Source organism: Clostridium sp. JN-9, assembly GCF_004103695.1.
Classification (GTDB): domain Bacteria; phylum Bacillota; class Clostridia; order Clostridiales; family Clostridiaceae; genus JN-9.
Window position 1 is genome coordinate 2254741 of the sequence record NZ_CP035280.1, and the last position, 22664, is coordinate 2277404.

The following is a 22664-nucleotide window of genomic DNA, read 5'->3' on the forward strand; positions in this document are numbered from 1 at the left end:
TCCTTATAATTAGTCCACTAATTTTACTTCTTTACTGCCTTTTTCAACAAAACCTATTTTAAATGCTTTTTCTCCCATTTTTTTAAGCTCTTCCATTACAGCTTCACATATTTCTTTGTCTACACACAATACCATTCCTATTCCCATATTGTATGTATTAAACATATGCTCCTCATCTACACCCAGGCTTTGTAAATATTTAAATATTTCAGGAACTTCAAAGCTGTTTTTATTTATAACTGCTGTAAATTCATCTTTAAACATTCTTGGAATATTTTCGTAAAATCCTCCTCCGGTGATATGAGCCATTCCCTTAATTTTAAACTTTTCTATAAGGCTTAAAATTGTCTTAACATATATTCTTGTAGGTGTAAGCAAAACTTCTCCTATTTTATTTCCTTTAAAATCTATATTTATATCTGGTATCAGCTTTCTTATTAAAGAATAGCCATTACTATGAGGTCCGCTGGATGAAATTCCTATTAACACATCTCCATGATTTATTTCTGATCCATCTATAATTTTATCCTTTTCCACTACTCCAACAGCAAAACCTGCAATGTCATATTCTCCTTCTGGATAGAAGCCAGGCATTTCTGCAGTTTCTCCTCCAATAAGAGCACATTCTGCCTGCATGCATCCTTCTGATACTCCCTTAACTAAATCAGAAGCTACAGCTGAATCCAGCCTGCCGCAAGCTAAGTAGTCTAAAAAAAGCAGAGGCTTTGCACCATGACATAAAATATCATTAACACACATAGCAACGCAGTCTATGCCAACTGTATCATATTTTTTCATTTTAAAAGCTATGTCAAGCTTAGTTCCAACTCCGTCAGTTCCCGTTACCAGTACAGGATTATTGTATTTTCCAAGTTCAAACATTCCTGCAAAACTGCCTATACTGTTCAAAACACCTTTTATATAAGTCCTTTCAGTATACTTTTTTATGGATTTTACTGTTTTATATCCTTCTTCAATATTTACTCCACTATCCTTATAAGTAGGCATATGTCTCCAACCTTTCTATTCATATAGATTTTAAATATTATTCTAAATGATCCTTAGCAGTTTCCATGGGTGCAGAAACAGGATAAACTCCTGTAAAGCATCCTAAACAAAATCCTTTATCTTTTCCTAAGGCTTCTAAAAGTCCTTCTATACTTATGTACCCCAGGCTGTCTGCACCAATATAATCCCTTATTTCTTCTACAGAGCTTTTAGCTCCAACCAGCTCGCTTCTGTATGGAGTATCTATACCAAAATAGCATGGATATTTAACCACAGGAGAGCTTACTCTGAAATGCACCTCTGTAGCACCGGCTTTTTTTAATATTTCAACAAGTCTTTTGCTTGTAGTTCCTCTTACAATAGAATCATCAACAATAACAACTCTTTTTCCTTCCACATTTACCTTTAATGGGTTAAGTTTTACAGATACTGCCCTTTCTCTCATCTCCTGAGATGGAGCTATAAAGGTTCTTCCAACATATTTATTTTTTATAAATCCAATGCCATAAGGTATTCCTGATGCCTCAGCATATCCAACTGCAGCAGGTATTCCTGAATCAGGCACTCCTATTACTACATCTGCATCAACAGGACATTCTTCAAATAATTTTCTTCCTGTTTTAACTCTTGAATTATATACATTGATATTGTCAATAGTACTGTCAGGCCTTGCAAAATATATATATTCGAATGAACAAGTTTCACATTTAGTCTTTTCAGAGAAATTAACAGATTCAATACCATCTTTGTTAATTATGACTATTTCTCCCGGCTGTACATCCCTTACAAATTCAGCACTTACAGCATCCAAAGCACAGCTTTCAGATGCAAGTATATAGCTATCATTAATTTTGCCTATACAAAGAGGTCTTATTCCATTTGGATCACGCACACCAATTAAACTGTGTTCTGTTAAAATTACAATTGCATATGAACCTTTAACTGCCTGAATTGCATCAACTACAGCATTTTTAATACCTTTTTTTGCACCTCTTGCAATAAGGTTTAATAACACTTCCGAATCTATAGACGTTTGGAATATTACTCCGCCGTCTTCTAAAAGCCCCCTGATTACTTCTGCATTGACTAAATTTCCATTATGAGCAATTGCAATGCTGCCAAGCTTATATTTCCCCAATATAGGCTGAGCATTTATCTGATTACTGGAACCAGTTGTAGAATACCTGACATGACCAATGGCTGAGTATCCTTTCAGATTGTTTATTATTTCTTCATTAAATACTTCCGAAACCAATCCCATGCTCTTATGAATTTTCAATTGCTCTCCATCTGATACAACAATACCTGCACTTTCCTGTCCTCTGTGCTGAATAGCATATAATCCATAGTAGGTTAATGGTGCTGCTTCTATGGAGCCATTTGAAAACACTCCAAAAACTCCACACTCATCCTTAAATTTATCTTCTTCTAAATCAAAAATTAATGAATTACTGTTATTGCAGGGCTTCATGTGCTTATCCCTCCTAATTCCCATTATTATTTTTCACTGCTTATCCTTTTGAAAATCTCCATATAAGCCTCTTTAACATTTCCTAAATCCCTTCTGAATCTATCCTTGTCAAGCTTTTCATTTGTGTTTGAATCCCAGAACCTGCATGTATCTGGTGATATCTCATCTGCTAATATTATTTCCCCATTATATCTTCCAAATTCCAATTTAAAATCTATTAATTTAATGTTCTGCTTTAAAAAGAACTCTTTCAAAATATTATTGATTTTAGCAGCCATTTGATTTATTTCTTTTAATTCATCAAAGGTAGCAAGTCCCATGGCTACAGCATGATAATCATTGATGAGAGGATCCCCAAGTTCATCATTTTTATAGCTGAATTCAAACACTGTAGTTTTTAATTCAGTTCCTTCTTTTATTCCATATCTTTTAGCCATACTTCCGGCAGCTACATTTCTTACTATTACTTCAAGTGGGACAATTGAAACCTTTTTGCATAGCTGTTCTCTTTCACTTAGCTTCTTTTCAAAGTGAGTTTTAATTCCGTCTTTTTCTAAAAGCTGAAATATCATAGATGTTATTGAATTATTAAGTACTCCCTTATCCTCTATCTGTCCTTTCTTTTCTCCATTAAATGCAGTTGCATCATCTTTGTAATAAATTATTACTTTACCCTTATCATCAGTTGCATATACCTTCTTGGCTTTTCCTTCGTATAACATTTCTCTCTTTTCCATTTATAATTCCACTCCTTCTTGGTTTTCCCTAATAAATTTCTCTTTCATTTCCACTCTGAACTTTATGAGTTTTTCTCTAATATCCGGATATTTTAAAGCCAGTATTTCTACTGCCAGCATTCCTGCATTATAACTATTGTTTATACCAACAGTGGCAACTGGAATAGATTTTGGCATTTGAACTATTGATAGAAGTGCATCCATTCCCTCTAGTGCACCATTAATTGGTACTCCAATCACTGGAATAGTTGTCTGGGATGCTATTACCCCTGGCAGGTGAGCGGCAAGTCCAGCACCAGCTATTATGCATTGATAATCCTCTTTCTCAAGTTCATGAACAACCTGAGTTAATTTTTCAGGAACTCTGTGGGCTGAAAGGATTAATGCCTTGTACTCAATTCCAAATTCTTTTAATGCCGCAGCTGCCCCTCTCATTTTTTCAGTGTCTGATTTACTGCCAAAAATTATTGCAACCTTCATTTTTTACCTCCCAAAATAAAAAATCATCAAATCCCGCTTGGAATCTGATGACAAAAGTTACCCTAAATTTAGGCATAAATGAATGCTATGTAAGCATACATAGACTTACTAAGCTTCAATTAAAGTATTTCTATATACGCGCTCTCTTTGCAGCTTCGCAGCATTCCGCGCGAAAGATATACTAAATAATTGAAGCATAGTCTTATTCCATAGGCAGAAAATTTAAGGTTTTCTTGTAGAGACTCCCAAACCATATTATCAGGATTATATGAATCTTTTATTCAATTGTTATTGATATCTTGTCTTTATATTAACATAAGATATTTAAAAGTACAATACATTTACCCATTATTTAAATATATTGTTCGTATTTTATTAATCTATAATTAATATTATCTTTATAATTTTCGTACCATGACGAACTTTATTGCATTTGTTATATAAACTGGAACTTCATATTAACATAATGTATAATAAAACTACAGTACTAATGGGGAGGGTAATATGGAGATTGTAATTGTTTTTATAGTAATTTTTGCCTTTGCTATATTCTTTTCCAGAAATAACTTGAAAAAGAGAACTGAAGAAATTCATTCAAATTTAGAAAACTTCAATATTGAAATTAAAGATTTCTTCTATAAAATGTCTGATGATGCTCAGAAAGAATTTTTAGATAAATTAAATGAAGACTGGAAAGGCAATTTTGAAAGTATACTAAATGACAGCTTTAATTATGGTTCAAATGTGTGGTCACTGCAGTCACAAATTTCGGCCCAGCAGGAATTGTTTAAGGCTTTACATGATTTTAATGAAAAACATAAATAAATTAAGGAGCATTATTAAATAACGCTCCTTAATTAAAATTACATTTGTTAAATAACCTTTCTTAATTTTTCTGCCTCATATTCTTTTATATAAGTATCTTTATTTTCATCCTTAATTAATAGTTTTACATTCCCAGACTTAATTTTCAAAACTTTCCCCTTAAGTTTTGTTCCAATAACATTAACAGGTACTCCAACATTTAGTTCCTTAATAGAACTGCTATTACAATATTCACACTGATCTGAATCCTTTAATATTCTTTTACAATCAGTACAAAAATACAATTTATCCACTTTAACCCCTCCAAATATATTATAGTTATATCTATATATTCTATATATTCTGAACTTTTCCTCTTATTATTTTACAAGTGAATAAACTTTTACAATATAATATTTCATAAGTGCAGGTATTTCCCTTATAAATCCATAATATTCATGGTTTTTATATGGTGTAACAAATACTCCTGAATAGGATGCATTAATACCTAAGGACTTTGCTATAAGTGATGCCCTTTTTAAATGATATTTGTTTGAAACAATAACAGCTGTTTTCAAATTATATTGTTTCATAATTTTATTGGAATTAATCAAATTAGCTGCAGTAGATGCTGATTTATCTTCTATTATAATATCTGACTCATCCATACCTTTGCTTACGAGATATACCTTCATAGCCTGGGCTTCAGATATATTTTCTCCCTGCCCTTTTCCTCCTGAAACAATTATTTTACTGACAATACCATCTTTATAAAGTCTTAATCCCTCATCACACCTCCACTTCAAAAATGGACTTGGCTCACTTCCATATACCTGGCACCCTAATATTATAGCTGTATCTGATTTTACAGGTTTTGCATTCCATCCAAAATTATAAATACTTATTGAAGTAATAATAATTATAAATATTATTATTAAAATTATTCCCAAAGCAATTTTAAATAACTTTTTCATTGCTGCATTTCCTTTCACAAAATAATATATGGTATAAATATATTATATACGAAATAAGAATGAAATAGTTCATAAAAGATTACAAAAATACCCTGAAGAATTAATCCCCAGGGTATTTTAACTATCTTTGGTTTCAGTTATGGTAATATAGCAAATCTTAATATGAACAATGCCGCTAATACATATACTATTGGGTGAACTTCCTTTGATTTGCCTGTTACAATCTTCATTATTGGATAAAATATTATTCCAGCAGCTATTCCGTTTGCGATACTGTAGCTGAAAGGCATAATTGCTATTGTAAAGAATGCTGGTAAAGCTTCAGTAAAATCTTCAAAGTCAATTTTGGTTACTGCACCCATCATTAGTACGCCAACAATTATTAATGCTGGAGCTGTTGCTTCTGCAGGAACTATACCTACAAGTCCTACAAAGAATAGTGATAATATGAACATTATTCCTGTAGTTAATGATGTTAGTCCTGTTCTTCCACCTTGAGAAATACCTGATGTTGATTCAACATATGTTACAACTGTACTTGTTCCTAATAATGATCCTACTGTTGTTGCCAAAGCATCACTTAGTAATGCTTTATGCATATTTTTAACTCTTCCGTCTTTATCAACCATGTTTGCTTTTTGAGCTGTTCCAACCAATGTTCCAATGGTATCGAACAAATCAACTAAGCTGAATGTTATTATAACCATTATTATTGAGGTAAAAGCACCTAATGCTCCACCTTTTCCAGTTCCTAATAATCCTTTAAAGTCTAATGCCAAAATGTTGGTGCTAAAGAAGGAGGTGGACTTATTATTTTTACCCCAGCTAAATGAGTTAAGCCTAAAGGAATACCAATTATGGTGGTTGCAATAATTCCCAGTAAAATAGAAGCTTTCACTCCTCTTGCCATTAGCACTGCAGTGATTACAATACCTATTAATGTCAATATAGCATGAAGGTTTGTCAATTTTCCAAATGTAACTAATGTTTCTGAACTTGATACTATTATTCCGCCGCTCTTTAATCCTATTAAAGCTATAAACAAACCAATACCGCCTGAGATTGCTAATTTCAAATTATGCGGAAGTGCATCAACGATTTTTTCTCTAATTGATGTTACAGTAATTATTATAAATAATACACCTGATACGAATACTGCTGCTAAGGCCTGCTGCCAAGTGTATCCCAGTGTTAAACATACACTATAAGTGAAAAATGCATTTAATCCCATTCCAGGTGCCTGTGCAAATGGAAGGTTAGCATATAGTGCCATAACCAATGTTCCAATTGCTGCTGCTATACATGTTGCTGCAAATACAGATGCTACTACAGGATCGTTTATTGAAGACAGACCTGCTTTAACTGCAGCATCTCCCAATAAATGCTTTGAGTTCATACCAGCCTGCATTAGTATTGTAGGATTTACAAAAATTATATATGCCATAGTAATAAATGTAGTTATTCCTGCAAGTACTTCAGTCTTTACATTTGTATTATTTTCTGTGAGCTTAAAAAATGAGTCTAAAAATGATTCCTGATTTTGTTCTTCCATTTGTTACCCTCCTTGTATAAAAAAGCAAAAATTATTTTCTGGGATTATTATAAATCTTATGGAAATAAGTTCACTTATTACGTTAATTATGTTATCAAATATTGTGGAGTTAGTCAATAATAATTACAAATTTTTTTAAACTTTTAGTGCTTTATGTTCGTACCATTGCGAATATTATATCAGGAACCTACTTTTTAGTATAAGATTTATTCCGCATTAATGTGTTTTTAAATTTGACCCATTTTTTATTGAATTGTAACCGAATTTATCTCTGATGCCCTTTACACACTTATCAATCTGCCTTCTTTTTTTATCTGATTCGTCAAATAAACTTATTTGTTTAAATGTTCCTATTGGTTTAATGCCAGTAACCCTTACCCCCAAAAGTCTTATTGGAGTTTTTTCATCCCAATGACTTTTAAAAAGCTTTGAAGCCTGATCATAAATTTCTTCTGATTTATTAGTATAAAAATTCATTTTTTTCTGCCTTGATATACACCCAAAATCATTGAACTTTATGGAAATTTCAATTGTGTCTCCCTCACAGCTTTCCTCATGCAGCCTGTGGCTTACAGTTTCACTTAATTCCTTTATTATCAGGAGTCCCTGTTCTTTTGTTTTAATATCTTTGGAAAGAGTTACTGAATTTCCGATACCTTTAGAAATACTGTTTCTTATTTGAACTTTGGAATTATCAATGCCGTTTGCATACTGCCATAACTGTCTTCCCCACTTACCAAAAGCTGCCTCAATATATGATAAAGGAGCACATGCTAAATCACCTATAGTAAATATTCCAATGTTGTTCAATTTCTTTTCCATTTGTTTCCCTACGCCAAATAATTCTCTTATTTTCATAGGCCATATAATTGATTTAATATCATCTTCCATAATAATAGATGTAGCATTGGGCTTTTTTAAATCTGATGCCATCTTTGCCATAACCTTGCAGTAAGAAACTCCTACACTTGCTGTAATATTTAATGAATTTTCAATTGTACTTCTTATGCCGTCAGCAATTTTAACAGCATCTGAATTATTTTTAACATAGTTAGTTATATCCATCCATGCTTCATCTATACTAAATATTTCAATTTCAGGTGTTACTTTTCTTAATATCTTCATTACCTTATTTGAATATTCCTCATACTTGTTAAAATGGGGCTTAATAAAAATCAGATTTGGGCACAATCTTTCTGCTTCCATTACAGTCATAGTAGTCTTTACCCCAAATGCCCTTGCCTCATAAGATGCAGTAAGTACAATTCCTCTTCTGCTTTCCTTATCCCCTGCTACAGCAATAGGTTTTCCTTTAAGTTTTGTGTTTTCTGCGGCTTCAACAGATGCAAAGAAACAATTTAAATCCATATGCAATATGCTTCTCATAAAACCACCGTTTCTATTTATTTTTCAAAGTATATATTATAAATAAAATTATAATCAGAATCAGCATTGGTTTTGAAAATACAATTTTAAATACCAATCCCAATATTGATAGTATAAGTGCCAGTATTAATGCAACCCCGGCTAAAGGTAAAACTGCCAGGCCTATTATGGAAAACACAGCATATAATATAAGTCCAACTAGTAAAATTACAAATAAAGTAGCCAAAACTCTCCCCCTTTCTACAGTTGAAAGTTAACAGTTTTGAGTTTTAAGTCTTCTACAGTTGAAAGTTTAGAGTTTTGAGTTTTGAGTAATTGTTGATTTTTGCTTTGGCAAAAATCTTTAATTTAAGTTTTGCTGTAAGCAAAACATCCTTAACTTTTAACTCATAACTCATAACTCATAACTCTTAACTGTAGAAGCTTTTAACTCATAACTCATAACTCTTAACTGTATAAGCTTTTCTTAATTATATACTATGTTGATGATAATCTTCAATATGCTTTTATAACTCCACAGGCAAGTCTTCTCCCTGAATTTCCAGCAGGCTGGGTGGTATAGTCATCTGGGCTTTCGTGAATTATTACGGATTTTCCAATAACGTCAGAGCTTTTAAATTTATCTGTAAAAAAGCTCATCATTGCTATACCATTGTTTGAAAACAGCACAGGGAAATCTCCTGCATGATTGCCATGGGGCTGATTTGTGGGATTCCAGTGTGCGCCTGATGCTTTAAATGGTTCATTAGGATCTCCTACACTGCAGTTACCTGATTGATGAATATGAAAGCCAAATGGCCCCACCTGTTTATTGTTTCCCTCAGCTGCTTTAAATGGCGGAAGGCCTGTGACATTTACCGAAACCATTACTCCTCCAGGAACATCATTAAAATATACGGTTCCTTTTATATTAGGTGCTAAAGGTCCACCGTTTATGTCTGCATATGCAGAACTTGGCATAACTCTGGTCTGAAACATTTCACATCTATAACATGGGCAGTAATTAGAAAAATTAAAACTATACACTTTTTTCCTCTTTAAAAATTATTATAAAATATACTATGCTTATTAAAATAATTTTGTTATTCCATTATACTATTTCATGAAAAAGTCAATAAATGCATATATATAATAAAATTAATTTCTTTATTGAAAGGTAAATATGTGTTAAAATTATAAATAAAATTATGTTTGGGGGTGTGAGTTTATGGCTGATTTAAGTGTAAATTTGAAGGGTTTAAAATTAAAAAATCCAATAATGCCTGCCTCTGGTCCAATAGTAAGAAATGCTGACTGCATTTTGGAATGTGCTAGAAATGGTGTAGGTGCCTTAGTTACTAAAACAGTGTCTATTGATGCATCAAGTACTCCAAGACCTTATATTCAGGAAATAGAAGGAGGTCTTCTTAATACAGCTCTATGGTCAGAACATTCAGTACAATACTGGGTTGAAAGTGAATATTCACGCTGTAAAGCCTCTGGACTGCCACTGATAATAAGCATAGGCTACACAGTTGAAGAAATTGAAAAAATAGTACCTTTAATATCGCCTTTTGCTGATGCAGTGGAACTTGTTACAAATTATACAGGAGAAGATATAAATCATGTTCTTCAAGCTTTAAATGCTGCAAATAAAATCAATAAACCCGTATTTATGAAGCTTTCCCCGGGTATACCAAATACAGGCTGGTATGCAAAAAAACTTGTGGAGGAAGGTGCTGCCGGTTTTTCTGTAATTAACTCTCTGGGTCCCTGCCTCAATATAGATATTGAAACAGGTATGCCTTTCTTAGGAAACTCTTCCGGGTATACCTGGCTTACAGGAAAGGCAATTAAACCTCTTGCAATGAGATATGTGTATGAAATTGCAAATTCAGTTAAAGTTCCCATTATAGGTGCAGGAGGTATAAGCTGCGGTGCTGATGTTATAGAAATGTTCATGGCTGGTGCATCTGCTGTTCAAATATGTACTGCTGCTATGTCCAGAAGGTCCATCCATATTTCAGAGAATAATAAATGAGGTTAATGACTGGCTGGATGCCCACAACTATTCAAGCATTAACGATATTAAGGGGCTTGCAATAGATAAAATAAAGACCAGAAAATACATTAACTCTACTATAGTTCCAACTATTAATAAAGATTTATGTACATCATGTGAAATTTGCTCTAAAACATGTCCATATAAAGCAATTCATATGAAAGACAGTAAAGCCGAAATTTCAAGTGAAGACTGTTATGGCTGCGGGCTTTGCGTTACAAAGTGCCCAGTTAAAGCAATACACTTAAACCTGGGATAATCCAAAATAACAAAGAATAAAGATTAAAGATCAAATATTGTTGATTTTCTGCTAAGGCAGAAAATCAATTTTTTAGTTTTGCCCAAAGGCAAAACAACATTATTTATTCTTTGTTCTTTATTCTTTAATCTTTAGTTTCTATAGTTTCCTCTTCATTTAAATATTTATTTATAGCCCTTTTGAAAGATGAATAATTAAGCTTCTTTTTATCAGGTATAACTGATTTAAATATAAAATCATTTAATATATCTGCATTCTGCCTCTTATCCATTAAAAATACCCAGCTCCCATTATAAATTCTTCCATCACTTAGCTCAGTTAATGGAATTTGTAATTGTTTAACATCTAATGGCTTAAATTTGGATACTGTATACGCATAACTTAAAAAAAATGCAGGCTCAATATTAGTCTTAATACACGGCATCAGTTTGGACATTAATGCAGGATAATTAAACACACTGGTAGTTTTAAGCTTATCCAGGAGCTGTGTGGCAACTATTCTCTGTCTTTCATCCCTTTCGTAAACCCCATTTCCAACATGTCTTATTCTTGCATAGGATAATGATTGCTGTCCATCCAAATGCTGATATCCAGCCTTGGTAATCATAGGAGACTTAACAGCATCTGTTTCTCCAATATACTTATTCATTTCATTAACTTCGTAATCCTTTACATCTATATTCAAACCTCCAACAGCATCAACCACTCCTTCAAATCCGCCAAAGTTAATAATTACATACTTATCCAGATTTATATTAAATGTGTTTTTCAATGTATTCATCAGCAGTTCAGCACCGCCATAAGCAAAAGCAGCATTGATTTTCTGTTTTCCATGACCTTTAATATCTACATAGGTATCTCTCAATATGGATGTCAACTTTACTTGTTTTTTATTTGAATCAATGGTAGCTATCATTATAGAATCCGACCTTGCATTTTCATTAAGCTGCCTTGCATCTGTACCAATTAATAAAATGTTCGTTATGCCCTTTACCTCTTCGTATACTGGTTCCTTTTCAATTTCAGAATTTAAATTAGATTGATTGATTTCGGCATTAGGTTTTGTTTTAGCGGGCCTGTAAATATTTGACCTTAAATATAGATAAAGTCCGCCAGTACCTGCTATTATTATTAAAATTATCACTAATAGTATTTTTTTAATCTTCCCATTTGTATAATTTTTCAATGGCTCACCTTCTTTGGAAGAGTTTTAAAAACTTATTATTTAAATAATATTATTCTCCATTAAAAAAGCCTTATCAGCCAAAACCTTTGAATAAGCATCATCCCTTATAATTTTATGATCTTCGGAAAACACCACTGCCCTTTTAAACATTCCTTCCACATATTGAAAATCATGAGTTGAACATATAATAGTTTTCCCGCTTAAATTTAATTTTATTATTAACTCTTTCAAAAATTTTTTTCCTTTGGGATCAATGCCGTTCATTGGCTCATCTAAAACTAATACTTCCGGATTAAGTGCAAGTACTGAAGCTATGGCAGCCTTTCTTTTTTCTCCTCCGCTTAGATGATATGGCTCCCTGTGTTTTATATGTTCAATATTTAAGAGTTCTAAACAATCTTTCACTCTTTCATTTACTTCATTTTCACTCATACCCATCTGCCTTGGTCCAAAGGCAATTTCCTCATACACATTTGAACAAAATAACTGTGCATCTGAATTTTGAAAAACAAATCCTATTTTTTTATGAAAAAGTTTTGAATTTACACTATTTGAAAAATAATGTTCATTAATAAGTTCGCCTTGGAATAAGAATTCCCCCTTATCTGGAAATAAAATTCCATTAATCAGTTTTAATAAGGTAGACTTACCGCTTCCGTTTGGTCCAATTAAAGCTACAGACTCTCCTTCATTTATTGTAAGATTAATATCCTTTAGTGCTAAACAGCCCTTATAGCTAAATGTTGCATTCCTAATTTCTATCATAGTTATCACATCCTGCCAATTAAAAAATATAATAAAATCAATAAAACACTAACAACTGAATAAAGCAAATCATAAAATGAAAATTTAAATTTATTAATGGACTTATATTCTCCTGTAAATCCTCTGCATTCCATTGCTGAGTACATTTCTTCTCCCATATCCTTTGATTTAATAAATAGATTTCCCATAATTTTAGATATAGACATATATTTGTGATTATTTTTTCCTACAGATCTCAGCTTTAATGCATAAAACATGTCCAAGGATAGTTCACCTAATATGTATATATATTTAATAGTTATATCAAAGATCAATAAAAAAATATCAGGTATATAAAATAATTTAAGTGTTTTAGTTATCTGGCTCCACTTTGTTGTAATGGACAATATGTTTACAATGAGCAATGTGGTGAAAATTTTAATCACAATAAGTAAGCTGTTACTAAAATTTCCTGAAATAATTGATGGTATAAGCATTATTAATGTAAAGATTGGTATTATCACTGCCATTTTTAATATTTTTATAATATTATCTGTATCCATTGAACTGAGCAAAACAAGTGCAAAAGTCATTATAGAAATAGTATATAAATATCCTTTGCTTATGGATATGCAAATAATCATAAGCAGTGAAAAAATTACTTTTAACAATGGATTTAATTTATACACAAATCTTTTGCTGTAGTTAGATTCTCTTTTAATTTTCGACAAAATTTTAAGTATAGTATTTATGGTTTTGTCCATAAAATTATCACTATCTTTTTTTGGTTTATAATTATCTTTAGAAAACAACCATTCCCCCATATTTAATCACCTGCCAAAAAAATATAACTGACATATAAAAACTGACAGTTACATTTTATCATTTTTAAGTTTTATTTTCCGTTTCTTTTTTATGTTTTTGAATTAGTTTAAAAAATATAATTATGATAGCAGCACCAAGTGCAGCAGAAATTATATATGCTGCAAATTCATGGATTCCATTAATTGAGTAACCTTTAATAAGTGATTTAAAGTGTATTCCATTTTTCATACCCTTAGGTACAAATCCTATTAGATTACTGACTTCCTTAGTATCCCATTCACCCCAGGCAGTTCCTCCTGCAATGAGCCCTAATGGGCTTAAAATTACCAGGGAAGCAATCAAAATAGCCAAGGACTTATTATTAGTTTTCTCATTTTTGTATATGCTTCCTGGAGACATTTTTTTCACATAAGCATAAACTCCTGCAGTTATTAATCCTTCTAAAATCCCAACTAACAAATGCGGCACTACCATAGCTGGCATGGATACCGAAATGGGGTATGGGCAATACAATGGAGCACCTGAAGCATCTTTAAATAACAATGGCTGAATGCCTAACTCTATGGCTGCAAAAGCTGCTGAAGCAATAATGCCAATATAACCTCCAATAAAGGCAGCAATATATTCACCTTTTTCGGAACTAATTAATTTTTTTATATGAGTATACACAAAGTAGCCAGTATAAGGCATTATAAAAGCCATGTTAAATGCATTAGCTCCAAAAGCTAATATACCGCCATCTCCAAAAAATAGTGCCTGAACAAGAAGTGCTATGGTAATAGAAATTACTGCAGCATTGGGTCCCAGTAAAATTGCCAGCAGTACAGCTCCTACTGCATGAGCAGTTGTCCCTCCTGGCAAAGGCACATTAAACATCATTATTAAAAATGAGAATGCTGAACAAATTCCAAGTAAAGGCAACTTCTTTTTGCTTATTTCATTTTTTACCCTGGATGAGGCTCTTTTCCATACAGGAATCATTACCGCCCCTAAAACGGCACAGGTGGACGGACTTAAATAATTGTCTGGTATATGAATTTTAATCACTTCCATTTAAGGATTATTCTAAAAAACAAAAAAAGGCAGAACAATAAATATTCTACCTTCGTGGTATAAACAAAGAATTATATACTAAAAATACTAAAATAAAGTTTTCGTAACTCCATTATGTAAAAATAATATCATAATTACAAATAAATTTCAATAATTACAGAAATGATGTTTATATCAATACATAAATTATAGCATATTTTATAATTTAATCATCAAAATCTTCATGTGCTTTAGGCTCTCCAAATACAGCTCTGGAGCTCTCTGCGGCGGGATTATGCTTAATATTTTTCTTTCTAAACTTACCATCTTCCTTTTTATTGTTTTGTTTATTTTTAAGTTTATTCTGCATAATGTATCCTCCTTCTTTTTTTAAAAAGCTATATTTAATATTTTTACTAAAATTTATAACTTTATTCAGAAATCATATATATATAAGATATTTTCATATATTTGTTCCCTAGTTGCTGTTAATTACATAACATATTAACAAAAGTATTATAATTATGAAAGGAATGTTTACTTTGTATTATATGAATTTATCACCATATAGAAATTTAATTGTAGGTGTTGATGAAAAAGTTCCCATTTGCAATGGTAGTTATATTACATCAATAAATTTTGATAATGCTGCTACAACACCTCCTTTTATAACTGTAATGGATGAAATAAATAATTTCTCTCCATGGTATTCATCTATCCATAGAGGTACAGGCTATAAATCAGAGTTTTCATCTAACACTTATGAAAACTGCAGGAAAATAGTGCTGCAGTTCGTCAATGCAGATTTGGAAGAAGATACAGCAATATTTGTTAAAAACACTACGGAAGCTATTAATCTGCTTTGCTGTTCTCTTTGGGATAATGATAAAGATTTAACTATACTTACAACTAAAATGGAGCATCATTCTAATGATCTTCCCTGGAGAAACAGATTTAAAGTAATATATGCAGAAGTCGACAGATTTGGCAGATTAAAATTAGAAGATTTAGAGGATAAGCTTAAAAAAAATAAAAATATTAAGCTTGTATCAATTACTGGAGCATCCAATGTAACAGGCTGCATAAATCCGATTCACAAAATTGCTAAACTTGCACACAGTTATGGTGCAAAGATATTAGTGGATGGCGCACAATTAATACCTCATAAGCCATTTTCCATGAAAGGTGATAATGAAGATGAGAAAATTGATTTTTCAGCATTTTCTGCTCATAAAATGTATGCACCCTTTGGTACAGGAGTTCTTATAGGCCCTAAAGAAGTCTTTCAGTATAATGAACCTCATTACAGAGGAGGGGGAACTGTTAAAATAGTAACAGATGATTATGTTATGTGGGATAATGCACCAAATAGATTTGAAGCTGGGACACCAAATATTATAGGTGCTGTAGCTCTGGCTGCATCAATTAAAACATTAAATTCACTTGGAATGAACAATATAAGTAATTATGAAGACTATCTCTTAAATTATGCCAGTAATAAATTAAAATCAATAAATGGAATTGAACTTATAGATGTTTCACACAATAGTGACAAAGTTAGTATAATTCCTTTTAATGTTAAAGATATTCATCATTCTGTAATTGCTGGTATACTTTCAGATAAGGCTGGTATTGCTGTGCGAAGCGGATGCTTTTGTGCTCAGCCATATGTTCAGAGGCTGTTGACCATTCCAAAGGAAAAAATAGAACAGTACAAGAAAAATCCAGATGATAAAAAACCAGGCTTCGTCAGATTAAGCTTTGGTCTATATAATGATATAAATGAAATTGATAGACTGGTTAAAGTGCTGCAGTATATTATTTCCCATAAAAGGCTCTATGATGATATATAATAAAAATATAATTCTGTCTCAAAAGTATAAATTTAATTTTATGCAGAGACAGTTTTTTTATTATACAAAAAGTAAATATCTATATATCAGCATTGCCATATTTATATCTTAATATTATAATTATATTATCATATATGATAGTTTAGCTTTCATATATGGCAGTAAATTTATGGCGGTGATATTTTGAATAATGCTAATTCTCCTGCACCTGCTCTTTCAAGGGGCTTAGATATACTTGATATAATTTCAAAGAATGGATCAATTGGCTTTAATGATATAGTTGAAAAAGTAAATTTAAATTCCAGCAGTGTAAACAGGCTATTAAAAGTTTTGCTGCAATACGGCTATATAGCTAAAAACTCGGGAAATAAATACGAACCAGGCTTAAAAGCCTATGCTCTGGCACAAAAGGAATCCTCATGGAGAACATTAATTAACCAGTGTAATCCAATATTACGGGAATTAAATGAATCCTTTGGTGTTACTTCAATTCTTGTAGGCTATGGTGAAAAAGAAATGATTTGCCTGGATAAATCAGCAAATGTAGATAACATATCACTAATGGATCAGGGTAAAACTTTGCGGAACTACCTTTCAAGGCCATGGGGAATAATATTTCTTTCAGAGTTAAAAGAACCTGAGCTTTCAAAATTTATAGAATACAGCATACCATTTACAAAAGAAAAAACCATTGTTCCTGAAAGAAGCACCATTGATAGTTTCTTAGATTTCTTTAAAAAAAATGGATACGCCGATGATATGGGCATAATTACAAAAAAAACCAGGCGGATTTCTGTACCTGTTTATAATCATAATAATAAACTAATGGCATCAATTTCTATTGGAACCTTTAGTGATTATTTAACGGATAAACTCCGTTTAAATGTAATTAATTATCTAAAAGAAAGTTCCAAGAACATTTTACCTGCCCCATAATAATGTATATTTACTAAATATTACTTCTCACGTAAGGATGTGAAAAACATGAAGAATCCACCAGCATTTTTACTTAAACTAAAAAGTACATTCCCAGCTTTATGTCATAAGGATTTTAGATATTTTTTTATTGGTTCCTGTATTTCTTTAATTGGAACATGGATTCAAAATACTGGACAGTCTTGGCTTGTATTAACTTTAACTAATTCAGCTTTTAAATTAGGTCTTGTTACAGCATTACAGTTTACGCCCATCCTCCTCTTCTCTTTATTTGCTGGTGCAGCCGTAGATAGATATCCAAAGAAAACCATACTCATGATTACTCAGACTACCATGATGATTCTGGCATTAATACTGGCAATTTTAGTTTATACCAATAAAATTCAGTACTGGCACATTTTGATTTTAGCCACATGTCTGGGTATTGCCAACACTGTGGATATGCCTACAAGACAGTCATTTATTATAGAAATGGTAGGGAAAAGTGATTTAATGAATGCCATAGCATTAAACTCATCTATGTTTAATGGTGCCAGGCTTATAGGTCCAGGTGTTGCAGGCCTTATGATAAATTACTTAGGTTTCCCTTTGTGTTTTTTTATTAATGCTTTGAGTTTTTTACCATTATTATATGGAATAACTAAAATATCAGTAAATGGTTTATCAAAAAAGCCAGCTAAGAACAGAGCTATTCTTTCCGAAATAAAAGAAGGCTTAATTTATATTTCTAAAACCCCTGATATATATAAAACTGTAGTTTTAGTGGGAATAGTTGGAACCTTTGCAATGAATTACAGCGTTTTAATCCCTCTTCAGGCAAAGATGGTATTACATAAAGGTTCTCAGGGATTTGGGTATTTAATGTCATCCATGGGTGCAGGATCTTTAATTGCTGCACTTATAGTAGCTGCTAAAAGTAAAAAGCCTAAAAAAGCATTACTGTATACCAGTTCACTGTTAATTTCAATAATGCTTTTTTCAATAGGTGAAATAAAAATTTACTCTTTATGTATGCTGTTTCTATTTATTATAGGTGTATTTAATGTTTTATTTTCAACAACTGCTAATTCGAAGATCCAGCTTGCTGCTACTGATGAATACAGGGGCCGTGTAATGAGCGTCTATGCATTAGTATTTTCAGGCGTAACACCTATAGGAAGTTTATTTGCAGGAAGTTTAAGTACAAAATTTGGCGTATCAGCTACATTCATCATTTCTGCTTTAGTAACAGCGTCCCTTTCATTAATTGTAATGCTTGGAGACTTGAAGGATAAATAACAAAGATTAAAGATTAAAGAACAAATAATGTAGTTTTTCTTACAGAAAAACTTAAAATTCAATTGTCTGAGTGAATCATTAGGTATAAATAACCAAAGATGATTTCAATTATAGTTAATTGGATTGGGCTTAAAAGGATTTAGGAAATCCTAAGCCGGCAGGCTGCCCTTTGAAACAACAATATTTGTTATGTGTTCTTTAATCTTTCCTGCTTTAGTTATAAGGCTCTTTTATTCAATAGTGTTGATAAAGTAACAAATCCCCGTTAGGGACAGGTTAATTAAAACATATTTCAGCATTTCTCATATTTGTATATGTATTTCGAATATTGCCAGTAAGGGATTGTCCTATTCATATCAACATTATTATTTAAAAGAGCTATAGATTACTTGGTAACAAATTTGATGTGCAATGCAATTTTGAATATTTACTTTTGAAAGGCAATCTTCAATGCCTTTATTTCATCCATATATAAAAAGAACGTAAATAGATTTAATTTTACATGATCTATTTACGTTCTTTAATCTTTAATCTTTGTTTTAAATCTGAAGCAGCTTGTTAAATGGTCATTGACAATTCCTACAGCCTGCATATGTGAATATACTATATAGTTACACCTTAAAAATTATATTAATTTTAATAAACTTTCTGAAGCCTCTTTAATATTCTGCTTTCCCAAAATGGCAGATATCACTGCAACTCCGTCAATATCTGCATCTCTAAGTGACTGTACATTATTTTCACTTATGCCGCCAATGGCAACTACAGGAATTTTTATATTTTTCTTTATGCTTTTAAGCATTTCAACTGTAACAGCTCTGGCATCAAGCTTTGTGGATGTTGGAAACACAGCTCCTGCTCCAATGTAATCTGCTCCATTTTTTTCTGCTTCTATAGACTCCTCTACTGTAGCAGTGGAAACACCTAATATTTTATCGGGTCCTATTAATTTTCTTGCAATTGCTGCAGGAATATCGCTTTGTCCTACATGAACCCCTGCTGCATCCACTGCCAGTGCAATATCTAATCTGTCATTAATTATAAGTGGAATATTATATTTATCAGTAACTTTTTTTACTTTTAAGGCAGTATTATAAAATTCCAGTGAGCTTAATTCTTTTTCCCTAAGCTGAACCAGTGTTACTCCGCCCTGTATAGCTTGCTCTACTGCAGTACAGATATCAATATTTTTTAAAAGATCTCTGTCAGTGACTAAATATAATTTGTAATTTACTTTATTCTTCATATATCTTACCTCTTTTCAAAATGGTTTCTGATGATAGATTGTATATAGCATCAAGCATTTTTACTTTAAGAGAACCTGTACCCTCAATTTCTTTATTTAACTGTTCATTGGCCGTTTCTCCTGCAATTCCCATAGAAACAACCCCAGCCAGGGCAGCTGTTAAATAATCTTTGGAAGCTCCAAGGTAACTCCCTATGAGGGATGTGCACATACATCCTGTTCCAGTTACCTTTGACATGATTTTATGTCCATTTTCAACTGAATAAACAGTTTTTCCATCAGTGACGATATCAATAGCTCCAGTAATTGCAATAACAGTATTTAATTTAACTGCAAAATTCTTTGCCATTTCTTTTTCTTCGCTTAAGCCTTCTCTTTTTGATGAAGCATCTTCTAAGGAATCAACACCTTTAATTTTAACATTTAATCCATATAAGGTTTCAATTTCAGATAAGTTTCCTTTTATAACTGCTAATTTAATTTCACTGATAATTTTTCGTGCGACTTCTGTCCTGTATGGTGTAGCACCTGCACCTACTGGGTCAAAAACCACTGGAATATTAAGCTCATTTGCTCTTCTACCTGCAGCCAGCATTGATTCCACACTTCTGCTGTTTAAAGTTCCAATATTTATAACCAGTGAAGAAGCTATGGAAACCATATCCTTTACTTCACTAATGTCATCTGCCATTACCGGTGAAGCACCTATTGCTAAGGTTACATTTGCACAGTCATTTACCGTAACATAATTTGTTATATGATGCACTAATGGATTTTTTATCTTTAATCTGCTTAATAATTCTGAGATTTTTTTACAAGCTTCCATTTATTTATCCCCTTCCAGCATAAAGTGTAGATTAATCCTGTTATTATCATAACTGGCACTGTAGCTCCTAATACCAAATCAAATTTAATAAATACATAATATAAAATTACGCCTATGATCCATACTACTAAAGCGCCCCAGTTTAAAAGAACATTCTCCTGAAGTTTAGTGTTTTTCTTTATAACAAAATAATCTGTTATTAGTATTGCAAACAATGGTGCAAATACTGATCCTATGGCATATAAAAATCCTTCGTAGTTCTCAATTGGGAAAATAACAGCTAACACAGTACCTATAAAAGCCATTACAACTCCTATATTTCTTTCACTAAACTTTGGCACAATATTTAAAAATGACACTCCTGCAGAATATACATCCATAAATGTAGTTGTAATTGTTGACAGTACAACGATTCCCAGTGTAGCCACTCCTAAATTAGCTGCCAGCATCATGGCTGATGGGTCAGCATTGTTTGAAACAATGGCTGCTCCCAGTCCAATTATAAACATCCAGCTGCTGCCAAGCATATATCCTAAAAAGCTTCCAAAAGCACCTTGTTTTTCAGTTTTAGCAAACCTGGTGTAGTCAGCTATTAAAGGCAGCCATGATAAAGGCATAACTATGTTTAATTCCAGTGCACCTCCAATTGATATGGTGCCGCTGCCTTTCTTTGTAAAAAGAGATGCATCCTTAAATATTACAGCTCCCATTACCAATGTTAATATAAATAAAAGAATTACTGCTGTATTATTTAATTTTTTCATGCCTGATTTTCCAAACCATATCCAAATTGCTGTGAGTAAGCCGATAACTATGCAGCATATAATAAAATTATCAAAATTCCATAGTGATTTAGTTATAAGATTAACTGAATTTGCTGCTGACTTTATCATAACTGCTGTCCAGCCTATTAACTGAAGCACATTTAAAATAGAAAATAAATATGAACCGTACACTCCAAAGGAAATGCTGGTAGAAGTTATGGCAGGTATCTTTTCTCTTGTTCCAATTATACCTCCCATAACAAAAATACTTACACCAATTAAATGTCCAATTAAAATCACAACTAATCCAGCTTTAAAGCCTAAGGGTGCAATTAACCCTCCAGTAAGTATCTCTGCAATTGATACTGCTGCTCCAAACCATAAAAACAAAAATGTAAAAAAGCCTATTCTTTCTTCTGTATTACTCATTCAGCATACCTGCCCTTTTATATAGTGTATAAAAATGATTTGTTGGCCCAACACCGTGGCCAATGTCTAAAGAATGCTCAATAGCCACTGTTATATATTCCTTAGCTTTTTTTACAGCATCAATAATATTAAGACCCAGTGCCAATTGTGATGCTATGGCTGAAGATAAAGTGCAGCCAGTTCCATGGGTATTTTTTGTATTAATCCTATTTGACCTGAAATAGGTTATATTTTCACCGTCATAAAGCACATCGGTAGCATCATTTTCTAAATGTCCTCCCTTAAGCAGCACATTACTGCAGCCTAATTTATATATTTCCTTTGCTGCTAATTCCATTTGTTCTATTGTGTCTATATTTTTTATGTCCCATGAAATTTCCTTTAATATTTCCTCTGCTTCAGGAATATTGGGAGTTATGATAGTAGCCAAGGGAATTAAATCCTTTATCAAAGCTGTTTTAGATTCAGGCTTTAAAAGTGAAAAGCCGCTTTTAGAAATCATTACTGGATCCAAAACTACTGGACTGGGCTTGTACTGTTTTAATTTTTCACTTATAGCCTCAATAGTTGATATTTTAGAAACCATTCCTATCTTAACTGCACTTACCTTAATATCAGTAAAGATTGCATCTATTTGAGCTTTTATAATACTTTCATCCATATCCTGAACAGCAAATACTCCTTTTGTATTTTGTGCTGTAACTGCTGTAATAACACTCATGCCATATACTCCATTTGCGCTAAAAGTCTTTAGATCAGCCTGAATACCTGCGCCTCCGCAGCTATCAGAGCCAGCTATAGTTAATACATTTTTCATAATCTTATCCTCCCCT

At 32.3% G+C, this 22664-nt stretch carries 24 protein-coding genes, 1 pseudogene and 1 riboswitch; of the genes and pseudogenes, 6 read left to right on the forward strand and 19 right to left on the reverse strand.

The genetic code is table 11. The features are described 5' to 3' along the window. Positions 1–9: 9 nt before the first annotated feature. The 4 genes from purM to purE are packed head-to-tail and all read right to left on the reverse strand — an operon-like array spanning position 10 to position 3696. Positions 10–1008 (reverse strand): phosphoribosylformylglycinamidine cyclo-ligase, encoded by a 999-nt coding sequence (gene purM, locus EQM05_RS10735; protein WP_128750036.1) that lies wholly within the window; start codon positions 1006–1008, stop codon positions 10–12. A 37-nt stretch (positions 1009–1045) separates the two neighbouring features. After that, the gene (purF, locus tag EQM05_RS10740; protein ID WP_128750037.1) at positions 1046–2479 is read right to left on the reverse strand and encodes an amidophosphoribosyltransferase; all 1434 of its coding nucleotides are present in this window, start codon (positions 2477–2479) and stop codon (positions 1046–1048) included. A gap of 26 nt (positions 2480–2505) precedes the next feature. Continuing rightward, the gene (gene purC / locus EQM05_RS10745; RefSeq protein WP_128750038.1) at positions 2506–3216 is read right to left on the reverse strand and encodes a phosphoribosylaminoimidazolesuccinocarboxamide synthase; all 711 of its coding nucleotides are present in this window, start codon (positions 3214–3216) and stop codon (positions 2506–2508) included. After that, positions 3217–3696 (reverse strand): 5-(carboxyamino)imidazole ribonucleotide mutase, encoded by a 480-nt coding sequence (purE, locus tag EQM05_RS10750; RefSeq protein WP_128750039.1) that lies wholly within the window; start codon positions 3694–3696, stop codon positions 3217–3219. Between the two features lie 190 nt (positions 3697–3886). After that, positions 3887–3988: riboswitch (purine riboswitch) on the reverse strand. Between the two features lie 212 nt (positions 3989–4200). Between purE and EQM05_RS10755 the strand changes: the two genes are divergently transcribed. Beyond that, positions 4201–4521: a hypothetical protein gene (locus EQM05_RS10755; RefSeq protein WP_128750040.1), complete on the forward strand. Its 321-nt coding sequence runs from the start codon at positions 4201–4203 to the stop codon at positions 4519–4521. Positions 4522–4568: 47 nt separating this feature from the next. Here EQM05_RS10755 and EQM05_RS10760 read toward each other — a convergent pair whose 3' ends face one another. The 6 genes and pseudogenes from EQM05_RS10760 to EQM05_RS10785 form a co-directional block, all read right to left on the reverse strand. After that, positions 4569–4814, reverse strand: coding sequence for a hypothetical protein (locus tag EQM05_RS10760; RefSeq protein ID WP_128750041.1), 246 nt, complete (start codon positions 4812–4814; stop codon positions 4569–4571). Between the two features lie 66 nt (positions 4815–4880). Further along, the gene (locus EQM05_RS10765; RefSeq protein WP_128750042.1) at positions 4881–5474 is read right to left on the reverse strand and encodes a YdcF family protein; all 594 of its coding nucleotides are present in this window, start codon (positions 5472–5474) and stop codon (positions 4881–4883) included. 137 nt (positions 5475–5611) lie between these two features. After that, positions 5612–7026, reverse strand: a pseudogene (locus EQM05_RS10770) (NCS2 family permease). Between the two features lie 216 nt (positions 7027–7242). Then, positions 7243–8412, reverse strand: a complete 1170-nt coding sequence (gene dinB, locus EQM05_RS10775) for a DNA polymerase IV (protein ID WP_128750043.1) — start codon at positions 8410–8412, stop codon at positions 7243–7245. Between the two features lie 13 nt (positions 8413–8425). After that, on the reverse strand, positions 8426–8638 hold the full coding sequence (locus EQM05_RS10780; RefSeq protein ID WP_128750044.1) for a hypothetical protein: 213 nt from the start codon (positions 8636–8638) through the stop codon (positions 8426–8428). Between the two features lie 269 nt (positions 8639–8907). Then, positions 8908–9390, reverse strand: coding sequence for a superoxide dismutase family protein (locus EQM05_RS10785; RefSeq protein WP_128751100.1), 483 nt, complete (start codon positions 9388–9390; stop codon positions 8908–8910). 229 nt (positions 9391–9619) lie between these two features. On the opposite strand from EQM05_RS10785, the gene EQM05_RS10790 reads away from it, so the two are divergent. Further along, positions 9620–10432, forward strand: a complete 813-nt coding sequence (locus tag EQM05_RS10790) for a nitronate monooxygenase (protein ID WP_243108050.1) — start codon at positions 9620–9622, stop codon at positions 10430–10432. After that, positions 10359–10712, forward strand: a complete 354-nt coding sequence (locus tag EQM05_RS16225) for a 4Fe-4S dicluster-binding protein (protein ID WP_243108051.1) — start codon at positions 10359–10361, stop codon at positions 10710–10712. The genes EQM05_RS10790 and EQM05_RS16225 overlap by 74 nt, the downstream gene beginning before the upstream one ends. Positions 10713–10836: 124 nt before the next feature. Here the strand turns inward: EQM05_RS16225 and EQM05_RS10795 are convergent, their stop codons facing one another. The 5 genes from EQM05_RS10795 to EQM05_RS15800 form a co-directional block, all read right to left on the reverse strand. Further along, on the reverse strand, positions 10837–11898 hold the full coding sequence (locus EQM05_RS10795) for an LCP family protein (protein WP_128750045.1): 1062 nt from the start codon (positions 11896–11898) through the stop codon (positions 10837–10839). A 39-nt stretch (positions 11899–11937) separates the two neighbouring features. Then, entirely contained in the window at positions 11938–12663 is a 726-nt protein-coding gene (locus EQM05_RS10800; protein WP_128750046.1) for an ABC transporter ATP-binding protein, read from the reverse strand. A gap of 5 nt (positions 12664–12668) precedes the next feature. After that, a complete protein-coding gene (locus EQM05_RS10805; RefSeq protein WP_128750047.1) occupies positions 12669–13466 on the reverse strand; it encodes an energy-coupling factor transporter transmembrane component T in 798 nt (265 codons plus the stop codon). Between the two features lie 64 nt (positions 13467–13530). Further along, positions 13531–14505 carry a cobalt transporter CbiM gene (cbiM, locus tag EQM05_RS10810; protein ID WP_128751101.1) on the reverse strand — a complete coding sequence of 325 codons (975 nt, stop codon included), beginning with the start codon at positions 14503–14505 and terminating at the stop codon, positions 13531–13533. A gap of 220 nt (positions 14506–14725) precedes the next feature. Continuing rightward, complete coding sequence (locus tag EQM05_RS15800) at positions 14726–14869, reverse strand: CPC_1213 family protein (protein WP_164917267.1); 144 nt, start codon at positions 14867–14869, stop codon at positions 14726–14728. 163 nt (positions 14870–15032) lie between these two features. Between EQM05_RS15800 and EQM05_RS10815 the strand changes: the two genes are divergently transcribed. The 3 genes from EQM05_RS10815 to EQM05_RS10825 all read left to right on the forward strand — a co-directional run bounded on the left by EQM05_RS10815 (position 15033) and on the right by EQM05_RS10825 (position 18566). Then, on the forward strand, positions 15033–16352 hold the full coding sequence (locus EQM05_RS10815; RefSeq protein ID WP_243108173.1) for an aminotransferase class V-fold PLP-dependent enzyme: 1320 nt from the start codon (positions 15033–15035) through the stop codon (positions 16350–16352). Between the two features lie 183 nt (positions 16353–16535). Continuing rightward, positions 16536–17288, forward strand: coding sequence for a winged helix-turn-helix transcriptional regulator (locus tag EQM05_RS10820; RefSeq protein WP_128750048.1), 753 nt, complete (start codon positions 16536–16538; stop codon positions 17286–17288). Between the two features lie 48 nt (positions 17289–17336). Then, positions 17337–18566, forward strand: coding sequence for an MFS transporter (locus EQM05_RS10825; protein WP_128750049.1), 1230 nt, complete (start codon positions 17337–17339; stop codon positions 18564–18566). A 625-nt stretch (positions 18567–19191) separates the two neighbouring features. Here the strand turns inward: EQM05_RS10825 and thiE are convergent. The 4 genes from thiE to thiD are packed head-to-tail and all read right to left on the reverse strand — an operon-like array spanning position 19192 to position 22648. After that, the gene (gene thiE / locus EQM05_RS10835) at positions 19192–19812 is read right to left on the reverse strand and encodes a thiamine phosphate synthase (protein ID WP_128750050.1); all 621 of its coding nucleotides are present in this window, start codon (positions 19810–19812) and stop codon (positions 19192–19194) included. Beyond that, on the reverse strand, positions 19802–20638 hold the full coding sequence (gene thiM, locus EQM05_RS10840) for a hydroxyethylthiazole kinase (protein ID WP_128750051.1): 837 nt from the start codon (positions 20636–20638) through the stop codon (positions 19802–19804). The genes thiE and thiM overlap by 11 nt, the downstream gene beginning before the upstream one ends. Then, positions 20605–21831, reverse strand: coding sequence for a putative hydroxymethylpyrimidine transporter CytX (gene cytX, locus EQM05_RS10845; protein ID WP_128750052.1), 1227 nt, complete (start codon positions 21829–21831; stop codon positions 20605–20607). Before cytX ends, thiM begins: the two co-directional genes overlap by 34 nt. After that, positions 21824–22648: a bifunctional hydroxymethylpyrimidine kinase/phosphomethylpyrimidine kinase gene (thiD, locus tag EQM05_RS10850; protein ID WP_128750053.1), complete on the reverse strand. Its 825-nt coding sequence runs from the start codon at positions 22646–22648 to the stop codon at positions 21824–21826. Before thiD ends, cytX begins: the two co-directional genes overlap by 8 nt. Positions 22649–22664 lie beyond the last annotated feature (16 nt).